The sequence below is a fragment of the Micromonospora sp. L31 genome, assembly GCF_052068075.1.
Lineage (GTDB): Bacteria > Actinomycetota > Actinomycetes > Mycobacteriales > Micromonosporaceae > Micromonospora > Micromonospora purpureochromogenes.
On the sequence record NZ_JBQHDC010000001.1, the window covers coordinates 30,947 to 50,807 of the forward strand.

16 protein-coding genes, 2 tRNA genes and 1 pseudogene are annotated in these 19,861 nt (G+C 72.1%); 13 read left to right on the forward strand and 6 right to left on the reverse strand.

Annotation, left to right across the window (positions count from 1 at the left end):
• Positions 1-41: 41 nt before the first annotated feature.
• From gyrA to ACTMS9_RS00165, 5 genes are all read left to right on the forward strand, one after another.
• Positions 42-2,561, forward strand: coding sequence for a DNA gyrase subunit A (gyrA, locus tag ACTMS9_RS00145; protein WP_441143661.1), 2,520 nt, complete (start codon positions 42-44; stop codon positions 2,559-2,561).
• 4 nt (positions 2,562-2,565) lie between these two features.
• Entirely contained in the window at positions 2,566-3,453 is an 888-nt protein-coding gene (locus ACTMS9_RS00150; RefSeq protein ID WP_441143659.1) for a DUF3566 domain-containing protein, read from the forward strand.
• A 297-nt stretch (positions 3,454-3,750) separates the two neighbouring features.
• Positions 3,751-3,824, forward strand: a tRNA-Ile gene (locus ACTMS9_RS00155).
• 44 nt (positions 3,825-3,868) lie between these two features.
• Positions 3,869-3,997, forward strand: coding sequence for a DLW-39 family protein (locus ACTMS9_RS00160; protein ID WP_210774060.1), 129 nt, complete (start codon positions 3,869-3,871; stop codon positions 3,995-3,997).
• Positions 3,998-4,040: 43 nt separating this feature from the next.
• A tRNA-Ala gene (locus ACTMS9_RS00165) sits at positions 4,041-4,116 on the forward strand.
• 56 nt (positions 4,117-4,172) lie between these two features.
• On the opposite strand, the gene ACTMS9_RS00170 is transcribed toward ACTMS9_RS00165, so the two are convergent.
• On the reverse strand, positions 4,173-5,111 hold the full coding sequence (locus tag ACTMS9_RS00170) for a tyrosine-type recombinase/integrase (RefSeq protein ID WP_441143657.1): 939 nt from the start codon (positions 5,109-5,111) through the stop codon (positions 4,173-4,175).
• A 114-nt stretch (positions 5,112-5,225) separates the two neighbouring features.
• Between ACTMS9_RS00170 and ACTMS9_RS00175 the strand changes: the two genes are divergently transcribed.
• Complete coding sequence (locus ACTMS9_RS00175; protein WP_441163824.1) at positions 5,226-5,636, forward strand: hypothetical protein; 411 nt, start codon at positions 5,226-5,228, stop codon at positions 5,634-5,636.
• A gap of 272 nt (positions 5,637-5,908) precedes the next feature.
• Here ACTMS9_RS00175 and ACTMS9_RS00180 read toward each other — a convergent pair whose 3' ends face one another.
• Together ACTMS9_RS00180 and ACTMS9_RS00185 are read right to left on the reverse strand one after the other, a co-directional pair.
• Positions 5,909-7,081 carry an LPXTG cell wall anchor domain-containing protein gene (locus ACTMS9_RS00180; RefSeq protein ID WP_441163825.1) on the reverse strand — a complete coding sequence of 391 codons (1,173 nt, stop codon included), beginning with the start codon at positions 7,079-7,081 and terminating at the stop codon, positions 5,909-5,911.
• Between the two features lie 186 nt (positions 7,082-7,267).
• A complete protein-coding gene (locus tag ACTMS9_RS00185; RefSeq protein WP_441163826.1) occupies positions 7,268-8,275 on the reverse strand; it encodes a zinc-dependent alcohol dehydrogenase family protein in 1,008 nt (335 codons plus the stop codon).
• Between the two features lie 205 nt (positions 8,276-8,480).
• Between ACTMS9_RS00185 and ACTMS9_RS00190 the strand changes: the two are divergent.
• The 3 genes and pseudogenes from ACTMS9_RS00190 to ACTMS9_RS00200 all read left to right on the forward strand — a co-directional run bounded on the left by ACTMS9_RS00190 (position 8,481) and on the right by ACTMS9_RS00200 (position 10,706).
• A pseudogene (locus tag ACTMS9_RS00190) lies at positions 8,481-9,421 on the forward strand (DUF1028 domain-containing protein).
• A 45-nt stretch (positions 9,422-9,466) separates the two neighbouring features.
• Positions 9,467-10,273 carry an inositol monophosphatase family protein gene (locus tag ACTMS9_RS00195; protein ID WP_441163827.1) on the forward strand — a complete coding sequence of 269 codons (807 nt, stop codon included), beginning with the start codon at positions 9,467-9,469 and terminating at the stop codon, positions 10,271-10,273.
• A 124-nt stretch (positions 10,274-10,397) separates the two neighbouring features.
• A complete protein-coding gene (locus ACTMS9_RS00200; RefSeq protein ID WP_441163828.1) occupies positions 10,398-10,706 on the forward strand; it encodes a hypothetical protein in 309 nt (102 codons plus the stop codon).
• Between the two features lie 344 nt (positions 10,707-11,050).
• On the opposite strand, the gene ACTMS9_RS00205 is transcribed toward ACTMS9_RS00200, so the two are convergent.
• The gene (locus ACTMS9_RS00205; RefSeq protein WP_441143644.1) at positions 11,051-11,758 is read right to left on the reverse strand and encodes a VOC family protein; all 708 of its coding nucleotides are present in this window, start codon (positions 11,756-11,758) and stop codon (positions 11,051-11,053) included.
• A gap of 178 nt (positions 11,759-11,936) precedes the next feature.
• Between ACTMS9_RS00205 and ACTMS9_RS00210 the strand changes: the two genes are divergently transcribed.
• The 4 genes from ACTMS9_RS00210 (at position 11,937) to ACTMS9_RS00225 (ending at position 14,288) form a co-directional block, all read left to right on the forward strand.
• Entirely contained in the window at positions 11,937-12,395 is a 459-nt protein-coding gene (locus ACTMS9_RS00210; protein ID WP_441143642.1) for an ArsI/CadI family heavy metal resistance metalloenzyme, read from the forward strand.
• Positions 12,396-12,445: 50 nt separating this feature from the next.
• Positions 12,446-12,760 carry a hypothetical protein gene (locus tag ACTMS9_RS00215; RefSeq protein WP_441163829.1) on the forward strand — a complete coding sequence of 105 codons (315 nt, stop codon included), beginning with the start codon at positions 12,446-12,448 and terminating at the stop codon, positions 12,758-12,760.
• A gap of 73 nt (positions 12,761-12,833) precedes the next feature.
• Complete coding sequence (locus ACTMS9_RS00220; protein WP_441144025.1) at positions 12,834-13,796, forward strand: L-threonylcarbamoyladenylate synthase; 963 nt, start codon at positions 12,834-12,836, stop codon at positions 13,794-13,796.
• A 72-nt stretch (positions 13,797-13,868) separates the two neighbouring features.
• The gene (locus ACTMS9_RS00225; RefSeq protein WP_441163830.1) at positions 13,869-14,288 is read left to right on the forward strand and encodes a CBS domain-containing protein; all 420 of its coding nucleotides are present in this window, start codon (positions 13,869-13,871) and stop codon (positions 14,286-14,288) included.
• A 74-nt stretch (positions 14,289-14,362) separates the two neighbouring features.
• Here the strand turns inward: ACTMS9_RS00225 and ACTMS9_RS00230 are convergent, their stop codons facing one another.
• Positions 14,363-15,160 carry an MBL fold metallo-hydrolase gene (locus ACTMS9_RS00230; RefSeq protein ID WP_441163831.1) on the reverse strand — a complete coding sequence of 266 codons (798 nt, stop codon included), beginning with the start codon at positions 15,158-15,160 and terminating at the stop codon, positions 14,363-14,365.
• A 60-nt stretch (positions 15,161-15,220) separates the two neighbouring features.
• The gene (locus ACTMS9_RS00235; RefSeq protein WP_441163832.1) at positions 15,221-19,750 is read right to left on the reverse strand and encodes an HAD-IC family P-type ATPase; all 4,530 of its coding nucleotides are present in this window, start codon (positions 19,748-19,750) and stop codon (positions 15,221-15,223) included.
• Between the last annotated feature and the right edge of the window lie 111 nt (positions 19,751-19,861).

Below are 19,861 nucleotides of genomic sequence, written 5' to 3' on the forward strand. Positions count from 1 at the left end.
CCACAGCACGAAAACGACTCTGAGTCTGATAAGGGTTAACAGTGACCGATACTCCCGAGTCCACCCCGAACGAGCCGGAGATCCCGGAGACAACCGCGGCCGTCGTGGCGCACGACCGGATCGAGCCGGTCGGCCTCGAGGTCGAGATGCAGCGCTCGTACCTCGACTACGCGATGAGCGTCATCGTCGGGCGGGCCCTGCCGGACGTCCGGGACGGGCTCAAGCCGGTCCACCGCAAGATCCTTTACGCCATGTTCGACTCCGGCTACCGGCCGGACCGCGGCTACGTGAAGTGCTCCCGCGTCGTCGGTGACGTGATGGGTCAGTTCCACCCGCACGGCGACTCGGCGATCTACGACGCGCTGGTCCGGATGGCGCAGCCCTGGTCGCTGCGGTACCCGCTGGTGGACGGCAACGGCAACTTCGGCTCCCCGGGCAACGACCCGGCCGCCGCCATGCGGTACACCGAGTGCAAGCTCGACCCGCTGGCCATGGAGATGCTGCGGGACATCGACGAGGACACCGTCGACCTGCAGGACAACTACGACGGCCGGGCCAAGGAGCCCACCATCCTGCCGTCGCGGATCCCCAACCTGCTGGTCAACGGCTCCGAGGGCATCGCGGTCGGCATGGCCACCAAGATCCCGCCGCACAACCTGCGCGAGATCGGCGCGGCGGTGCAGTGGTGCCTGGAGAACCCGGACGTGGACGAGGCGACCACCCTCGAAGCGCTGCTGGAGATCGTCAAGGGCCCCGACTTCCCCACCTACGGCCTGATCGTCGGCCAGACCGCGATCCAGGACGCGTACCGGACCGGGCGCGGCTCGATCCGGATGCGCGCCGTGGTGGAGGTCGAGGAGGACAAGCGCGGCCGCCCCTGCCTGGTGGTCAGCGAGCTGCCCTACCAGGTGAACCCGGACAACCTGGCCGAGCGGATCGCCGAGCTGATCAAGGAGGGCAAGCTCGCCGGCATCGCCGACATCCGCGACGAGTCCTCCGGGCGTACCGGCATGCGGATCGTGCTCGTGCTCAAGCGCGACGCGGTCGCCAAGGTGGTGCTGAACAACCTCTACAAGCACACCCAGCTCCAGGAGACCTTCGGCGCCAACATGCTGGCCCTGGTCGACGGGGTGCCGCGCACGCTGAACCTGGCCCAGTTCATCCGCTACTACGTCGAGCACCAGATCGACGTGATCCGCCGGCGGACCGCGTTCCGGCTGCGCAAGGCCGAGGAGCGGGCGCACATCCTGCGCGGTCTGGCCAAGGCGCTGGACGCCCTCGACGAGGTGATCGCCCTGATCCGGCGCTCGCCCACGGTGGACGACGCCCGGCAGGGCCTGATCCGGCTGCTGGAGATCGACGAGATCCAGGCGACCGCGATCCTGGACATGCAGCTGCGCCGCCTGGCCGCCCTGGAGCGGCAGCGGATCATCGACGACCTCACCAAGCTCGAGGTCGAGATCGCCGACCTCAAGGACATCCTCGCCAAGCCGGAGCGGCAGCGCAGGATCGTCTCGGAAGAGCTCGGCGAGATCGTCGCGAAGTGGGGCGACGAGCGGCGTACGAAGATCGTGCCGTTCGACGGCGAGGTCTCGATGGAGGACCTGATCGCCCGCGAGGACGTGGTGGTCACGATCACCCGCACCGGGTACGCCAAGCGGACCAAGGCCGACCTGTACCGCTCGCAGCGGCGCGGCGGCAAGGGCGTCAGCGGCGCGACGCTGCGGCAGGACGACATCGTCAGCCACTTTTTCGTATGCTCCACCCACGACTGGATCCTGTTCTTCACGAACAAGGGCCGCGTCTACCGGGCCAAGGCGTACGAACTGCCGGAAGCCAGTAGGGTGGCCAAGGGCCAGCACGTGGCCAACCTGCTCGCCTTCCAACCGGACGAGCAGATCGCGCAGATCATCGAAATCCCGAACTACCAGGTGGCTCCCTACCTGGTACTGGCCACGAAGAACGGCCTGGTGAAGAAGACGCGGCTCGAGGAGTTCGACTCCCCCCGTTCCGGCGGCATCATCGCGATCAACCTGCGCGATGAGGACGAGCTGGTCGGTGCTGCCCTCGTCGCGCCCTCCGACGACCTGCTGATGGTGTCGAAGAAGGCGCAGGCGATCCGGTTCAACGCCTCCGACGAGGCGCTGCGGCCGATGGGGCGGGCGACCACGGGCGTGATCGGCATGCGCTTCACCGACGACGACGTGCTCCTGGCCATGGAGGTGGTTCGGGAGGGTCTGGACGTTCTGGTGGCCACGAACGGGGGATACGCGAAACGTACCCCGATCGAGGAATACCCGGTCCAGGGCCGGGGAGGTAAGGGCGTGCTGACTGCGAAGATCACCGAGCGACGCGGTGGTCTGGTCGGCGCGGTCGTGATCGACCCGGAGGACGAGTTGTTCGCGATCACGAGCAACGGCGGCGTCATCCGGACTCCGGTGAAGCCTGTACGCCGTACGCGTGACCGGAACACAATGGGGGTCAAGCTGATGGACCTCCCGGACGGCGTGACTATCGTGGCGATTGCTCGCAATGCCGACGAGCCTGACGAACAGGACTAGTTGAATGACGGAGACACAGGCGAAGTCGGGGAACACGGGGACCTCGGCCAACCCGGTCGACGAAGAGGCCGCCAAGAGCGGCACATCGGCGGCCGGCCGCGCCGCCGTGGGCCGGGCGACCGTCCCCGCCGACGCGCCTGCCCCGAAGTTCACCCGGGCTCCCGGCATGGCACCGCCGCCGGACAAGCCCGGGGAGGACTCGGGGGCGAGCGAGAAGGCCGAGACACCGGGACCCGACGCGCCGACCTCCGCGGCCGCGCCGGTCAGCGCCCCGGTCGCGCCGGCTACCACCACGCAGCCGATCAAGGCGGGCACCGCCACGTCCCCGTCCAGCACCGGCACCCAGCCGAAGGTGGGCGGCCCGACCAGGCCGTCGCCCGACGGCGGCCGTGCGGCCGGCACCGCCCGCCCCGCCAACGGTGGCGGCCTGCCGCCGGGCATCAGCGGAGCGGCGGCCGTCGGGGCCGCGCGCGTGGGTGACGCGGTACGCGCCGCGCGTAGCTCGGTCAGCTCGGCCGCGTCCCGCGGGCCGCGCCGGGCCCGGCTGAACCTCAAGCGGATCGACCCGTGGTCCGTGATGAAGTTCGCCTTCGCCGTCTCGGTGGTGCTCTTCATCGTGGTGGTCGTCGCCACCTCGGTGCTCTACTTGGCCCTGGACGCGATGGGCGTCTTCCAGAGCGTCAACGACAGCCTCACCGACCTGGTCAACGCCGGCGGGCAGAGCTCCGGCGGGTTCCAGATCACCGCCCGGGGCGTGATCCTCAGCTCGGCGCTGATCGGCCTGGTCAACGTCGTCCTGTTCACGGCGCTCGCCACCCTCGGCGCGTTCGTCTACAACGTCTGCGCCGACCTGGTCGGCGGGATCGAGCTGACGCTCGCCGAGCGCGACTGACACCCGACGACGCCGGGGCACCGCCACCCGCGGTCGCCCCGGCGTCGCCGTGTCCGGCCCCCTTCACCGGCCCCGCCCGTCGTCGGGGCTCGGCGCACGGTTTGCGGCGTGTCGCGGTGTCCCGGCGAACTGACACCGCGACACGCCGCAAACGGAGTTGATCTCGGCGCGGGGCCGCCCGGGGAAAGCAGTCGTCGCCTCGTCGCCGGTACGGGTACCGTCGGGTGGGACGGGCGCCACGACCGCCCCGATTTGGGGTCGGACGTGGCGATGGGTTAACCTTGCTCGTCGCCACGCGGGGCTATAGCTCAGTCGGTTAGAGCGCAGAGCTGATAACTCTGAGGTCGCTGGTTCGATTCCAGCTAGCCCCACCGCACACCGTTCCGACGGCTAGTCGAGCGCGAGGGGTCGCCCCATGTTCAAGAAGCTTCTGTTCCTGGTCGGCGTCGTCGGCGTGGCCGCCCTGGTCGCCAAGAAGGTCAAGGCTTCCAACGACGAGCGCGCCCTCTGGCACGAGGCCACCACCGCGCCCGACCTGCGCTGATCCCGCTGGCACCGGCCAGCACCAGGCGGCTCCGACCGCCCTCGGGGCCCTAGCTCAACTGGCAGAGCACTGCCTTTGCAAGGCAGGGGTTAGGGGTTCAAGTCCCCTGGGCTCCACCAGCACTTTCCTTTGGTTGATCTCGGTCGCGAGTACAGCCATCCGTACAGCCAAGCGGTCACGCCGTGTCCTCCTCGCCCAACGCGCGATCGATGGCCGAGGCAGCCTGACGAGCCCGAGCAGGCAGGACGTGCCCGTAGGTGTCGGCTGTCATCCGGATCGTGGAGTGCCCCAGCAGCTCCATCACCGTGCGCAGTTCCTCGCCCTGGTCGAGCAGGAACGTGGCGAAGGCGTGCCGCAGGTCGTGCAGGTGCAGCCAATCCAAGTCGGCCGCCGCCCGGAGCTGCTCGAAGCGCCGGTTCACGTTCCGCGGCTCCATCGCGGTGCCGATTGTGCTGGCAAAGACCAGGCCCAGATCCGACCACACCTCCCCGGCGGTGAGCCGTTCCTTCGCCTGGCGCACCCGCTGTGCCTCCAACGTCCGGACGGCCAGCGCCGACAGCGGCAGCGGGCGACTCGACCGGTGCGTCTTCGGTGGCACGAACTCCAACCCGCGATCCGTTCGCTGGAGCGTCTGCCGAACAAACAGCGCCCGTCCCGACAGGTCGACATCCGACCAGCGCAGGCCCAACAGCTCAGCGCGCCGGAGCCCGGTCGCCAGCGCTAGGACGAACAGCGATTCCAACCGGTCCCCGGTCAGCACCGACAGCAACGTCTTGGCTTCCTCGGGCGTCAGCGCGCGCCGCTCGGTCCGGCCGAGGGCCGGAGGCTTGGCCGCCTTGGCGACGTTGCGCGGCACCAGGTCCATCCGCTCAGCGTCGGCCAGGGCGACCCGCAGCACCGCGTGCACCTTGATGATGCTGGCCGGCGCGAGCTTGCCCCGCAGCCCGGTCAGGAACCGCTGCACGTCGCGAGGCGTCAGCCGATCGAGCTTCACCCGGCCCAGCCCCGGCACCAGGTGCTTGCTCACGGCCAGGCGGTAGCGCACCAGCGTTGACGGCCGAGTGCCGTCGTGCGCCTTCACGTCCCGCAGCCACTCGGTCAACCAGGCTTCCACGGTCCGAGGCTGCGCGGGCTTGAGGCCGGTTGGCGGCAGTGCCGCCTACGCTGCCGGGATGAACGCGGACAGGGTGCTGGCCAAGCTGACGGCGGACATCGACAGGAGACGGGCATGAGTAGGCGAAAGATCGTGCTTGTGGCCGTCGGCCTCCTGGTAGCGCTGTTGCCAGGTGCCCTTGCCTGGCGCGCACTGTGGCCGGTTCGCATCGACGCTTTGTGCGGGGTCTTCCAGTCCCGGCAGGGTGGGGTCATCCAGATCACGCCAGATCACGCCTTCACGGTGTCTGAGGCCATGTTCGGTCCCAACGAGGACGGATCTACGGACACGGTTTCCGGTATCGGCCAGCTGCGCCCGGGCGACTTGGCAGCTGACGGCCAGCTAGTTCTGAGGATGAAGGATGCCAAAGCAAGCCTTGAGTTAAACACTCAGCGCAGTTGGCGGGGGGAGATGAGCCTGTGGCACTGGGCCGACGACCCGGACACCGGGGAACGCGAGACCTTCGTCCAGAAGTCTGCCTGCTAGCTGCGGACGGTCCGCATCTAGTCCGCAAGAGGTCCACCGAAGGTAGGGGAGCGCTGAGAGATGTCGGAAGGTATTTCCGCTGCTAGACCGCCATGTGCCCAGGTCGGCGGGTCGCCCATCTTGATCTCATAATCCCTCGGTCGCGGGTTCGAGTCCCGCCCGCCCCACCACGGAACGCCCTGAGCTCCTCGCGGCCCTCGGGATCGTCGGCCCGGCGGTCGGGATCCTGGAGGGCCAGCTGCGCACCGCCGACACCGGTCACCCGTCGAGGGTCACCGGATGGCCCGGCGTCGTCGGGTCAGGAGCAGCAGCACGCCGCCACCCACCAGCATGGCGAGGCCGGCCCCGGCGGTCAGCCCGGCCTGGGACCCGGTGATCGGCAAGCTGCCGCCACCACCAGCGCCACCACCGTCACCGGGGCTGCCGCCACTACCTCCGCCGCTGCTGTTCGCGGCCACCACGACCGCGAACCCGTCCTGGTTGTCGCTGTCGTCCACGTCGACCGCCCGAACGGCGACGGCGTTCGTGGGAAGGTCGCTCCGCGCCGGGCCGGAAAGGTCCGACCGCGGGTCGCTCAGGCCCTCGACCCGGACGGTCCCGTTCCGCAACGTGACCGGCGCCTTCGTGGCGGCCGACACCGTCACCAGGTGGTACAGCTCGACGGCGGAGTGGAGCTGGTCGTTCGGGTCGGTGTCCTGGTCGACAGGAACGAGGGCCAGCCGGTCGTAGGTGCAGACCGCCGCACGCCCGGCGTCACTGAGGATGCATTCATCCGGCGGCCTGGTGAACGTCGCGCCCGTGGGCACGCGCAGTTCGACCTTGACCCCATCGACCGGCTTCCGCCCCTGGTTGGCGATCGTGTAGCGCACCGCGCCCGTCTCGCCCGGATTCAACGCGCCGGTGGATGCGAGGCTGCCGTCGGCAGCGATCCGCACCGACTGCGTCACGTCCGGCGCGACCACCGAAAGGTCGGCTTCGGGGTGATCCACCACCTGGATCGGGAACCACTTCGTATTGTCGGCCGGATTCGTGTCGACCGGCTTGACCTCGACCGTCACCTTGATCCGGCCCGCGAGGGGCTCTCCGGTCTGGACGGTGGCGAGGATGGGAAGCTCCACCGTCTCGCCCGGCCCCGGAAGCTGATCCGGCAGCAGGTCGCAGTACCAACCGGAGACATCGCCGTCGCAGTCACGCGGCCCGCCGGTCGGCCAGAGCATGATCCTGAAATCGAACCTATCCAGCTCCGACGCGTCGACCCGGACGACGACCCGGGTCGGGGTCGCGTCGCCCCGGTTGCTGATCTTCAGGTGAAGCGTCTTCTTCGTGACCCCCAGCGGAATCGTCGCGCCGGCCAGGTCGACAGTGAGGTCCGCCCCCGCCGGCGCCGCCGAGGCGGACGCGGCGGGCACGCCGACCCCTCCGAGAAGAAGCAGCACGGTGGCCACCGTTCGGGGCAGCCACGGAAGTCCGAACCTCATGACGGAGCCCTCCGGATGAACGGGCGGTGCGATCCGTGGACACTATCGGCACCCGGCCGGGTTCGGTATCCCCCGCGTGACCCGTGTCGGAGGGCGCGTCCGCCCGCCCCGCTGTGACGATGCGGGGCGGGCGGGGAGTGCGTGCGGGTCGCGTCAGGCGGTGAGGAGCACCTTGATGGCGCGCCGCTCGTCCATCGCCTTGTAGCCCTCCGCGGCCTCCTCCAGCGGCAGCGTCAGATCGAAGACCTTGCCGGGGTCGATCTTGCGGTCCCAGATCAGCTGGATCAGGTCGGGCAGGAACCGGCGCACCGGGGCAGGGCCGCCGTGCAGATGAATGTCGGCGAAGAACAGCTCCAGGCCGGGCAGCTCGACATCGTGGGCGACGCCGACGAAGCCGACGTGCCCGCCGGGCCGGGTGGACCGGATGGCCTGCATCATCGACTCCTGGGTGCCGACCGCCTCGATCACGCTGTGCGCACCCAGTCCGTTCGTGAGCTCCTTGATCTTCGCCACGCCCTCGTCGCCGCGCTCCTGCACGATGTCGGTCGCGCCGTAGAACCGGGCCAGCTCCTGCCGCTGAGGGTTGCGGGACATCGCGATGATCCGCCCTGCGCCCAGCTGCTTGGCGGCGAGGACGCCCATCAGGCCAACAGCGCCGTCACCGACAACCGCGACCGTCTTGCCAGGGCCGGCGTCGGCGGCGACGGCAGCGAACCAGCCGGTGCCGAGCACGTCGGACGCGGCCAGCAGCGACGGGATCAGCCCCGGGTCCGGCTGCCCCGGCGTGGCAACCAGGGTGCCATCCGCCAGGGGGATACGGGCCTTATCGGACTGGGTCCCAACCGTCGCCGCCACGAATTCGCCGTGCACGCAGCGGGACTGGTAGCCGGACCGGCAGATCTCGCACGTGTTGTCGGAGATGACGAACGACCCGACGACGAAATCGCCGACCTTGACGTTCTTCACCTCGGGGCCGATCTCCTCGACGACGCCCACGTACTCGTGACCCATGACCTGATCCTTCACGGGCTCGAGGCCCCGGTACGGCCACAGATCCGAACCGCAGATACAGCTCGCGGTCACGCGGATGATGGCGTCGGTGGGCTCGATGATCTTCGGGTCTTCACGCTCCTCGACGCGGACGTCGCCGGCGGCGTGCATGACTACTCCACGCATCAGGTGTATCTCCTTGCTCTGTTGGTGCCTGCGGCGCCGAGCCGAGTCTTGGAGCCGCGGCATCCCCGTCTTCCCGACCCATGAAACTTCTGTGCCGGCCCGGCTGGGAGGGTGTGACGGGCCCCCTCAGGCGCCTTCCTGCGCTGCCCCGCCCGAAACTCGTGCCGTCGGCCTGCTAGGTCCTATACCGATGGGTGACTTGCCCTCTTCGGAGTGGCGCAAGCCACGTGTCGCAGTCAGCGGGAAGTCAGCAAGAGCGCAGACAGCCGTTGTGATCGCTCAGCAAAGACGACCGAGGTGCAGCGATTTAGGTCAGAGGGCCGCTGACAGCAACCGAGGCGGGCTCTGGCATGCCGGGCGTTCGTCCGGGTACGTGCCGACCGTGACCTTCTCGATCGCCGCACGGTGTCCACGTACCGGCCAGCTCGGGGTGGGAGCCCTGACGGCCAGGCCCGCGGTCGGCAAGCTCGTCGCACACGTCCACTCGGGCGGTGGTGCGGTGGCGACCCAGGCCACCCCAACCCGTTCCTGGCCTACGACAGCCTGCCGCTGCTCGGCGAGGGCCGCTCGCCGGAGGACGTCCTGACCGAGCTGCTGGCCCGTGACCCGGGTCGGGAGGTACGGCAGGTGGGCATGGTCGACCGCCAGGGTCGCTCGCACGCCTTCACCGGCTCCCGTACAAGTGACTGGGCGGGGCACCGCACCGGGCCGGGGTACGCGGTGCAGGGCAACCGCCTGGTGGGCCCGGAAACCCTCGCGGAGATCGTCCGGGTGTTCGAGGACAGTCGGGAACTCGACCTGGCGGAGCGGCTCGTGCTGGCCATCGGGGCCGGTGAGGAGACCGGCGGTGACCGGCACGGCGCACGGTCGGCGACCATGACGGTGATCGGCGATCAGCCGTACCCGCTCTGGGACGTGCGGGTCGACGACGCCGAGCATCCGGCGTGGGAACTGCGCCGGCTGCACGGCGTCTTCCAGGAGGAAGTGCTGCCGACCATCCAGCGGCTGCCCACCCGCGACGACCCCATGGGCGAGGCCGCCCGGCAGGCGCTCGGGGCACAGATGGAACACAAGACACCGTCAAACGTCGTCGACCAGCCAGCAACGATGGCAAGCCGCGAGGCCCTTTGAGCAGGCGTCGGTGGGGATTGGGTCCGCCCCGATATGGTGCACGGCATGATCAACTCGTACGCGGGCCTTGACGATGCCGGGGTCGCGGTAGCTGCGGCACGTGCCGGCGCGAACGTGGTGCGCAACATGTACAGCCAGCGGCTCACCCGCATCGACAAGGGCGCCGCGGATTTCGCCACCGCTGCCGATGTGGAGGCTGAGCAGACGATCCTCGACGTCATCCGTGCTGCTCGGCCCGATGACGCGGTGCTCGGCGAGGAAGGCGGGCAGCGGGGCGCGGCCGACGTCGTGCGCCAGTGGTTGGTGGATCCGCTGTGCGGCACGCTGAACTACGCCGTCGGCAACATGCTGGTGGCCGTCAACGTGGCGCTGCGCGATGGGGCAGCGGCGGTGGCCGACCCCTTCAGCGGCGAGGTCTTCTTCACTGACGGTGAGACCGCCTGGGTGCGGAATGACGGTGTCGATGCGCGGCTGACCCCCACGCCCGGCACCCAGTTGGTGGACGCCAACCTGGATCCGCCGTTTCCGAGCGCGCCTGGATTCCGGGCCGTGGACCTGCTGGCCCACCCTGGGTTCGTCGAACGGTTCCGGCCGCGGGTCGTGTCCACAACGCTGGCCTTGGCCTGGGTCGCGGCCGGCAAGCGCGCCGCATACGTCACCGATGGCGATGACCTGGTCGAGAGCGTGCATTTCGCCGCCGGCATCGCTTTGTGCCGGGCCGCCGGCTGCGTCGTCACCGGAATCGACGGCGCCCCGATCGGGCGCGCAGGCCGCGGGCTTGTGGTGGCCGGCGACGCCGAGACCCACGGGCTGCTGATGTCGATGATCGGCAGCCGAAGCTGGAAGCTGTGACCGCACAGGTTTCCGGGCTGGGTCGGCCGACGCGTGAAGATCCGGTCTCGGGACGCGCGGGACAGATCCGGCTGGATGATCTACGGCCAGCGATGGGTACCTGTCGGTTGGCATACTCGGCTGGATGGTAAGCGATCGATTGCAGGCATGGGTGCGGGCACGCTTCGGACCGTCCGAGGCGGAAGCTGCCCTGGACCTCCTGACCGATTTCGTGCCGTTGGCCCCCGGTAGCACTGCCGAAAGCGCCGAGCGCGTCCAAGCTGCGGTGGTCATCCTGTCCAATGGAGACAGTCAGCGGTTCCTTGATGCTGTGGCCTTGGCGCAGCAGGATTGGCGCGACGTTCTGGTTGGGGCGGGGCTCGCCGATGATGACTGGGCCGACCAGCTGAACTCCGTGCTCGGTAACACCTCGCCGGGCCGGGTGCGCCAGTAGCCCGTCGACGTCACGCAGGTCCTGATACCGATCTGTCACCCAGGTCCCGAGACCGGACACCGGCTGCCGGTGACGTGGTTCAAAGCGCCGCCGCCGGGGCCGCGCCGGCCGTTGTCGCTGTCGCCTCTGCGGCCGTCATGCCTGACACCCGGCGGCTGGCGCGGAGAGCGGGAGCCCGGAGGGCCGCCGCGGAATGACAGGCCACTGACAGGTGGGGTGGTGGGCCGGCAGCCGGTCGGGCCGCGGGGCCAGGACCCGCGCGGCGGACGCCGACCGCGTCGGCGAGAGGGAGGGCGGTCCGGTGGCAGGCCGCCCTGACCCACTGGCAACCGGCCGCGCTGTGGTCAGTTCCCTCTCAGGCAGAACTCGTTGCCGTCGGGATCGGCCAGCATGACGGCACCGTCCTCACCGACCTCGAGCCGAGTGGCCCCGAGGGAGACCAGTCGGTCGACCTCCGCCTGCTGGTCGCCACCGGCCGGGGCGAGGTCGAAGCGCTGCCGGTTCCTCACCTCTTTCGGGGCCAAGGGGGGGCCTCCCCACGCGACCTTTGTGCCGCCGTGCGGTGACTGGATCGCGGTTTCCTGGTCCTGATCCCACACCAGCGGCCAGCCCAGCGCCTCGCTCCAGAAGAGGCCGACCTCCCGGGTGCCGTCGCAGGCGACCTCCCCGAGCAAGCCACAACCGGCGAGGAAGGCATTGCCTGGCTCGATCACGCAGAACGCGTTGCCCTCGGGGTCGGCCAGGACGATGTGCCCCTCCTCGGGGCGCTGCCCGACGTCGAGGTGGCCGGCGCCGAGCCCCAGCGCCGTCGCCACCGTGTGCTGCTGGTCGGCGTGGCTGGCGCTGGTCAGGTGAAGGTGCATGCGGCGGTTCGGCCCCACCTTCTCGGCGCCGCTCGGGATGAACCGGAGGCTGAGTTGGTTGTCGTCACCAGGCAGGAGCGCGCCACCGGCGTCCTCGGCGACCTCCCGGCCGAGCAGGCCGGACCAGAACTGCGCCAGGCGAGCCGGGTCGTGCGCATCGAAGGTCACCGTCAGCATTCTGGAGAGCATCACTGCACGGTAGGCATGGGCCAGCAGGACAACAAGGCGGTTTCGGAGGCATCCACCACCGGCAGCGCTTGTTTCGATACATACCTAGGTTGACAGACTTCAAAACAAGGTGCGACAGTGGGGCCTCTGCTTCGAAAACCGTCTAGACAAGCCGGTTGAGTCGTCCAGGAGGAGAACCATGTCCCGCGTCCAGCTCGCCCTGCGCGTTTCCGACCTCGAAGGCTCCGTCGCCTTCTACTCCAAGCTGTTCGGCGTCGAGCCGGCGAAGCGTCGACCCGGCTACGCCAACTTCGCCGTCGAGAACCCGCCGCTGAAGCTCGTCCTGCTCGAAGGCGAGCCCGACCAGCCCACCGTCATGGACCACCTCGGGGTGGAGGTGTTCAGCACCGACGAGGTCAGCGCGGCGACCAGGCGCCTCACCGACGCCGGCCTCATCACGCTGGAGGAGAACAGCACGGAGTGCTGCTACGCCCTCCAGGACAAGGTCTGGGTACGCGGACCCGGCAACGAGCCGTGGGAGGTCTACACCGTCAAGGCCGACTCCCCGCAGTTGGAGAAGGCGACGGCGAGCGCCTGCTGTACCCCGGCCGCCGAGAAGGAGCTCGCCACCAGCGGAGCCGCCGCAAGCTGCTGCTGACCGTCGCGGCTGCCTGCCCCACCAAACCATCCGGCAGGAACGACGAGGCCTTGGCTGTACGAGAATCCGTACAGCCAAGCCTGTCGGCCTTCGTCGGCCGGGACACGCCGCACGTCCTCCAGATGTACTGCCGGGTGGAGGTGTCGGTGACCGACCCCGCCGCCCTGACCGCACACGCGGTGGCCCAGCTCCGCGCGGCCGACATCGACTGGTCGCGGGACGAGGGCGACCTGGACTCGGCGGACGCGGAACTGCGCGGCGACCCGGCTCGTGCCCTCGCGTCGGTCGCCGACATCAGCCGGATCCTCGACGACGTGCCGGGAGTGGAGTTCCGGGGCGGGGCCTGCCGGGCCGAGGGCGGGTGATCGCGCGGCCGACCGGAGGACCGGTACGTCGGCAGGCTAGCGTCGGGGCGTGAGCACCGGATCCCCACGCGTCCTGCCCGCCGACAGCGGCATCGCCGAGGCCGCCGCCGTCCTGCGCGACGGCGGGCTGGTGGCCTTCCCGACCGAGACCGTCTACGGCCTCGGCGCGAACGCCCTGGACGCCCGGGCCGCCGCCCGGATCTTCGAGGCCAAGGCCCGGCCCAGCTTCGACCCGCTGATCACCCACCTGGCCGACGCCGCCGACCTGGAGAAGCTCGTCGGACCGGTGCCCCCGGCGGTGGCCGCGCTGGCCGAGCGGTTCTGGCCGGGGCCGCTCACGCTGATCGTGGACCGACCGGCCGAGATTCCGCCGATCGTCACCTCGGGGCTGGACACCATGGCCGTCCGGGTGCCGGACGAGCCCTCCGCGCGGGCCCTGATCCGGGCCGCCGGGGTGCCGGTGGCGGCGCCGAGCGCGAACCGCTTCGGGCAGCTCAGCCCGACCCGGGCCGAGCACGTCGTCAAGGGGCTCGGCGCGGCGGTGGACGTGGTGCTCGACGGCGGGCCGACCCGGTGCGGGATCGAGTCGACCATCGTCGACGCGCGCGGCCCGCAGCCGGTGGTGCTGCGGCTCGGCGCACTCGCCCTCGAGGAGCTGGTCGAGGCGGTCGGGCCGGTGAGCGTACGGCCGGGCAGTTCCGGGCAGCCGGTGGCGCCGGGGACGCTGGCCGCGCACTACGCGCCGCGTACCCCGTTGCGGGTCGTGGTGGGGGCGCAGCCGGCGCCGGCCGACGGCGGCCGGCGCGGTTTCCTGGCCTTCCGGGAGCGGCCGGCCGACGGGTACGCGGCGGTCGAGGTGCTCTCACCCGCCGGGGACGTCACCGAGGCCGCCGCCCGGCTCTTCGACGCCCTGCACCGGCTGGACGCGGCCGATGTGACCGAGATCCTGGCGGAGGCGGCGCCCGACACCGGGGTGGGCCGCGCGATCAACGACCGGTTGCGCCGCGCCGCCGCCACCTGGGAGCCGGCCGGCTGACGCTCGGATGCATGGTCCCGCGGACCGGGGGTACCGATTCAGTTACCAACCCCCGGAAAGCGAGGTGTCACCATGCCGACCGCACGCGACATCATGACCAACGACGTGACCTGCGTCCGTGAGCAGGACGACCTGCGGGCCGCCGCCAAGCGGATGGCCGAGCTGGGCGTCGGCGCGCTGCCGATCTGCGGCGACGACAACAAGCTGAAGGGCATGCTCACCGACCGCGACATCGTGGTGAAGGTTCTCGCGCAGGGCAAGGACCCGGCCAACGTGACCGCCGGCGAGCTGGCCCAGGGCGAGGCGGTGACTATCGGCGCCGACGACGACGCCGCGGAGATCCTGCGCACGATGGGCCAGCACCAGGTACGCCGGCTGCCGGTGATCGACGGGCACGAGCTCGTCGGGATCGTGGCGGTGGCCGACGTGGCCCGGTCGCTGCCCGAGCGCCCGGTGGGCGACCTGATCGAGGCCATCTCCGAGTGCTCCTGATCCCGTCGCAGGCGTCGATCGCCGCCCTCCGGCTCCACGCCGGACGGCGGCGATCGGTGTACGGGAACCTCCGCTCAGCCGGTCAGCGGCACGGTCTCGCCACGCAGGATGGTGCGCACCCCCGACACCAGCCCGCGCCGCTTCGCCTCCTCGACGAAGTGCCGCAGCGGCGACCGGAACACCGGGTAGTCGTCGTAGTGGATCGGCACGGTCAGCTTCGGCCGGATCAGCTCGACCAGGTCGGCACCCTGCTTCGCGTCCATGGTGAGCAGGATGCCGGCGATCCGGGTGCCGCCCAGGTGGATCAGCATCGCGTCGATGTCCGGGAACCGCTGCGGGATCTCGGCGAGCTGCGGACGGCGCAGGGTGTCCCCGGTGACGTAGAGGCGGAACCGGCGCGTCCCGTCCCGGTCCAGGTCGATCATCGTGCCCATCACGTCGGGCAGCAGCCGGTCCAGCGCCCCCGGGCCGTGCTGACCGGGCAACGAGGTCAGCCGCAGGGTGCTGGACCCCCGATTGAACTCCCGGGACCGCCAGGTGGGCAGGCCCTCGGCCGCCCGGAATCCCCACTTGCGCAGCTTCCGCTCGGCCGCCTGGGTGGTGATGATCGGCAGCTCGCGGTCGAGTCCTTTGCGGGCCACCCGGTCGAAGTGGTCGCCGTGCAGGTGGGACAGGACCACCGCGTCCAGGGCGGGCAGTTCGGGGATGGTCAGCGCCGGCTCGGTGCTGCGGCGGGACCATAGACCCTTGCCCAGGTACGCCCGCTGGCCCCGGTGCAGGAAGTTCGGATCGGTCAACAGGGTGAAGCCCCCGATCCGGAGCACCGTCGTCGCGGTGCCGATGAACGTCACGTTTGGCTGATCCGTCTCCACGGGTCCCACCTCCACCCCCCGGCCGTACCCGGGACGGGCGTGGCCATGCGGGCCGCCGGCCTACCGACCGGACGGCTCCGCCGCGGCGGTCCCGTCGCCGGCGCTCTCCTCGGCCGGCCCGTCCCCGGCCGATTCGTCGGCGGTCGACCCGGTCGGTCCGTCGGCGGTCGACCGGGTCGGTCCGTCGCCGGTCGGCGGGAAGCGCTCGACCAGTCGGGTCAGCGCGCCGTTGGCGAAGGTGGCGCCGAGCGCCGAGCCGGCGGCGATGCCCCACCCGACCGGCCCGAGCGGGGTGCAGCCGAAGAACTGGCTCACCCCGGGGGTCTGCACCACCGCGCCCAGCACGCCGAGGGACACGGCGGTGGAGGCGAGCACCATCGGGCTGGTGCCGCCGGCCAGCAGGGTCTGCCCGAGCTGGGTGCCGACCAGCGACACCAGCGCCACCGTGCCGGCCCGTTTGCGCCGTCCGGTGTACCGGGCGACCGTCCAGCCGGCGGTCGCGCCGAGGGTGGTGGCCGCCGCGCGCAGGCCGATCTCCCGGGTCATCGTCTCGCCGAGGGAGGTGTCGGGACCCTCGCGCAGCAGCCCGTCGGCGTGGTCGGCGCCGGGTGGCCGGACCGCGATGGCCAGCGCCGGCGCCAGGTCGGTGAGCAGGTTGACCAGGAGCAGTTGCCGCCCGGTCAACGCGGACCGGCCGGTCGCCGCCGCGGTCAGCACGCTGAACGCGATCTCGCCGAGGTTGCCGCCGACCAGGATGCTCAGCGCGTGGCGTACCGAGGACCACATCGCCCGCCCCTCGACGAGGGTGGCGATGATGGTCTCCAGCCGGTCGTCGGTGACCACCAGGTCGGCGGCGGCCCGCGCGGCGGGGGTGCCCCGCTGGCCGAGGGCGATGCCGACGTCGGCCAGCCGGATCGCCGGCGCGTCGTTGGCGCCGTCGCCGGTCATCGCCACGGTACGGCCGCACTTCTGCAACGCCTGGATGATCCGCACCTTGTGGCTGGGGGTGCAGCGGGCGACCACGTCGGTGCGGGCCAGCCGCTCGCCGAGCGCGTCGTCGTCGAGCTGGTCCAGCTCGGTGGCGGTCACCACCCGCTGCGCGTCGTGGCCGTCGCTGATGATCGAGGCGATCGCCTCGGCGGTGGCCGGATGGTCACCGGTGATCATGATGGTGTGCACGCCGGCCTGCCGGATCCGGCGCACGGCCGGGGCGGCGCTCTCGCGCACCCCGTCGGCGAGGGCGAGGAAGCCGACGAAGACCAGGCCGGCCACCTGGTCGTCGGTGACCGTCTCGGCGCCCACCCGGCACTCGGCGACGGCGAGGATGCGGTGCCCGGCCCGCGCCCGGTCGGCGAGCATCGCGTGCAGCCCGGCCCGTCCGTCGTCGTCCAGCTGCTCGTCCCGGCCACCCCGGGTACGCCAGGCGCTGCACCGGGGCAGCACCGTCTCCGGCGCCCCCTTGACGCTGAGCAGCAGTCGGTCACCGGTCCGCCCGACGGTGGCGTGGTAGCCGCGGGACGGCTCGAAGGGCAGCCCGCCGACCGCCGCCCAGCCGTCCGCGCCGACCTGCTCCACCACCCCGGCGTCGCGGGCGCCGTGCCGGACCGCCCGATCGGTGTGCTGCGGCAGGTCGTCCGGGTCGTCGGCGGCGGGGGTGGCCCGCAGCGCGGCGGCGAGGGTCCGTCGCAGCCCGTCGTCGAGCCGGTCCACCGGGGCGTACCGGCCGTCGTCGCCGACGCCGGCCAGCCGCAGGCTCCCCTCGGTGAGGGTGCCGGTCTTGTCGAAGCAGAGCACGTCGACCCGGCCCAGCGCCTCGATGGTGCGCGGGTTGCGGACCAGCGCGCCGTGCTCGGCCAGCCGCCGGGCCGCGGCCAGCTGCGCGGCGCTGACCAGGAACGGCAGCCCCTCGGGCACCGACGCCACGGCCAGGTTCGCGGCGGTCGCCGCCGTCTCCGCCAGGGGTACGCCCCGCAGCAGCCCCGCCCCGGCCACCGCGATCGCCGATCCGGCCGCCAGCGGGAGCGCCGCGCTGGTCAGCTTGCCGAGCCGGGCCTCCACCCCGCTGGCCGGCGGCGCCTGCCCGGCCAGCGCGAGGCTGCGGCCGGACTCGGTCTCGGCGCCGGTCGCCACCACCACGGCGGTGCCGTGTCCGGCGGCGACGGTCGTCCCCTCGTAGAGCATCGAGTGGCGGTCCGCCACGGCGGCGGCGACCACCGGTTCGACGGTCTTGCCGACCGGCAGCGACTCCCCGGTCAGCGACGACTCGTCCGCCTCCAGCCCGTCGGCGGTGAGCACTCGGCAGTCGGCCGGCACCGCGTCGCCCGGCCCGAGCGTGACCACGTCGCCGGGCACCAGCGCCTCGGCGGGGAGCACCCGCTCGGCCCCGTCGCGCAGGACCCGGGCGGTGACCTCCGTACGGGACAGCAGCTCGGCCAGGGACCGCTCGGTGTTGCGCTGGTGCACCGCCCCGATCAGCGCGGAGCCGCCCACCACCCCGCCGACCAGGGCGGCGTCGACCAGCGAGCCGAACACGGTGGAGAGCACCGCCCCGGCGACCAGCACCGGGGTGAGCGGGTTGGACAGTTCGTCGACGAAGGCGCGTAGCAGGCCGCCGCCCGCGCCAGGCCCCGCGCCCGTGCCGGCGGTGTGCCGGCGGCGCGCCTCGGCCTCGGCCAGCCCGCCGGGAGTGGTGTCGAGCTGCCGCAGCACGGTGTCCACCGGCATCAGGTGCCAGGCGGTGGTGGCCGGGGTGGGCGCGCCGTCCGGGTGGGGCAACCGGTGCGCCCGCCAGACGCCGTGGGCGAAGGCCAGCGCGGCCGCTCCGTTCACCGCCGCCAGGCTGCGTCCGGGCAGCTCCTGGCGGTCGGCGGTGAAGGCGCCCAGCGCGCCGAGGCCGGCGCCGGCCACGGCGAGCCGGATGTTCTGCCGGGTCATCCGGCGGGCCACCCCCGCCGCCTCGATGACCAGGGCCGGGATCCGCAGGTCGGTGCCGACCAGCAGGTGGGCGCCCCAGGGCGGCAGGGCCTCCGGGTCGGCGACGCCGAGACCGCAGTCGGACGCGGCGAGCGCCGCCCGGTCACCGGACACCACCAGCACCACCGCGCCCTCGCGTTGCAGGGTGCGCACCGACTCGGCGAGGCGGTCACCGCCGGGCAGGACGGTGTCGGCGAAGGCGTACCGCTGCGGGTCGTCGCCGGCCACGACCAGCCGTAGGCCGGCCTGCCGGGCGGCGGTGGGCAGCGCGTCGACGCCCGGCGCCGGCTCCGGCTCGACCCGGATGACGGCCGTGAGGGTGTCGTGGTGGGCGAGCCCCAGGAGCTGGCCGCCGCCCTCGCGCAGCCGGCTGCTGTCCGGGGTGTCCCCGGGATCGGTGACGTCGAGGCCGTCGAGCGGACCGAGCCGCCAGCCGTCCGCCTCCCGCGAGGCGTCCGGGTCGGCCGGGTCGAAGAGCGCGAACGCGCGGGCCGCCACCTCGCCGGTCGCCGCGCCGCCCAGCGGGGCCAGGTCGGCGAGCACACCCCGGGCCGAGCCCAGCACGGCCGCGTCCAGCACCACCGTGTCGATCCGGTCCAGTTCGCGCAGCACGCTGCGGTCCATCGCGATCACGCCGCGCCGGGCGAGCATCCGGCCGAGCTGTGCGGCGTACCCCTCGCGACCGCTGCCCGGGGCCTTCGGCAGCGAGGACAGGGCGAGCGCGGCGGCGCGCTTGCGGCCGACGACCGGCACCGCGGCGGCCCCGGCCGCCGCGCCGGCGGCCAGCGCCCAGCTGCTGTACCGCTCGACCGGGCCGTCGGCCTTCGGCTGGCCCCGCTCGGTGGCGGGCGAGCGGGCGACGGCCCGCTCCGGGTCGCCGGTCAACCGCGGTTCGGCCTTGTTCCAGGCGGAGAGCTGCGCCCGCGCCTCACCCCACTGCACGATCCGCTGCACGCTGTCCAGGGCGATGCCGGTCCAGCCGCCGGTGAGCCCTTGGACGACCGCCTCGGCCAGCGGGAACAGCACCTCGGCGCGGGGGTCGGCGCGCAGCCCCCGGTCGGCCAGCGCGTGCAGCTTCGGGTGCAGGTCGATCGCGCCCAGCAGGCCGGCCACCTCGCCGGGGACCGGTGTGAAGGGCAGGATCCGGGTGGCCGCCGAGATGGTCAGGCCGAACGCGTCGGAGGCGAGCGCGCCGAGCGTCCGGGGCGTCCGCGGCCCCTCCTCGGCCGGGTGCGGGGGCGCGATCTCCGGATCCGGCTCGTACGGGCAGACCCGTTCGGTGCGGGCCACCGTGGCGATCAGGTCGCGCAGCCGGGGCTTCGGCTCCTCGACGGCCACCACCACCCGGCCGGACGGCGCGTTGACCCGGGCCCAGGTGACCCCGGGCATCCGTTCCAGCGCCGTCTCGACCTGCCGGGCCAGCCGGTCGCCGCCGTCCTGGCAGACGCCGTGCACCTCGATGTGGTGCCGTCCGCCGCGCGACCAGACCCGGCGCTGCGTCAGACCGACCGCGCGGACCAGCCGCGACGCGGCCGAGCCGACGGTACGGGACGCGTCGGCGACCAGCGGTGGCACCGGCGGGAGCACGCGGTCGGCGACCCGGCCCAGCGCCGTCATCGAGCGGTACGGCCGAGCCGCCGGCCCCGCTCCCCGCCGTGCCCGCCGCTGCTGCCGTACGCCATCTCGCCTCCCGCGCTCGTCAGGCGGCCTGGCTTCCCGGCGAGCCGC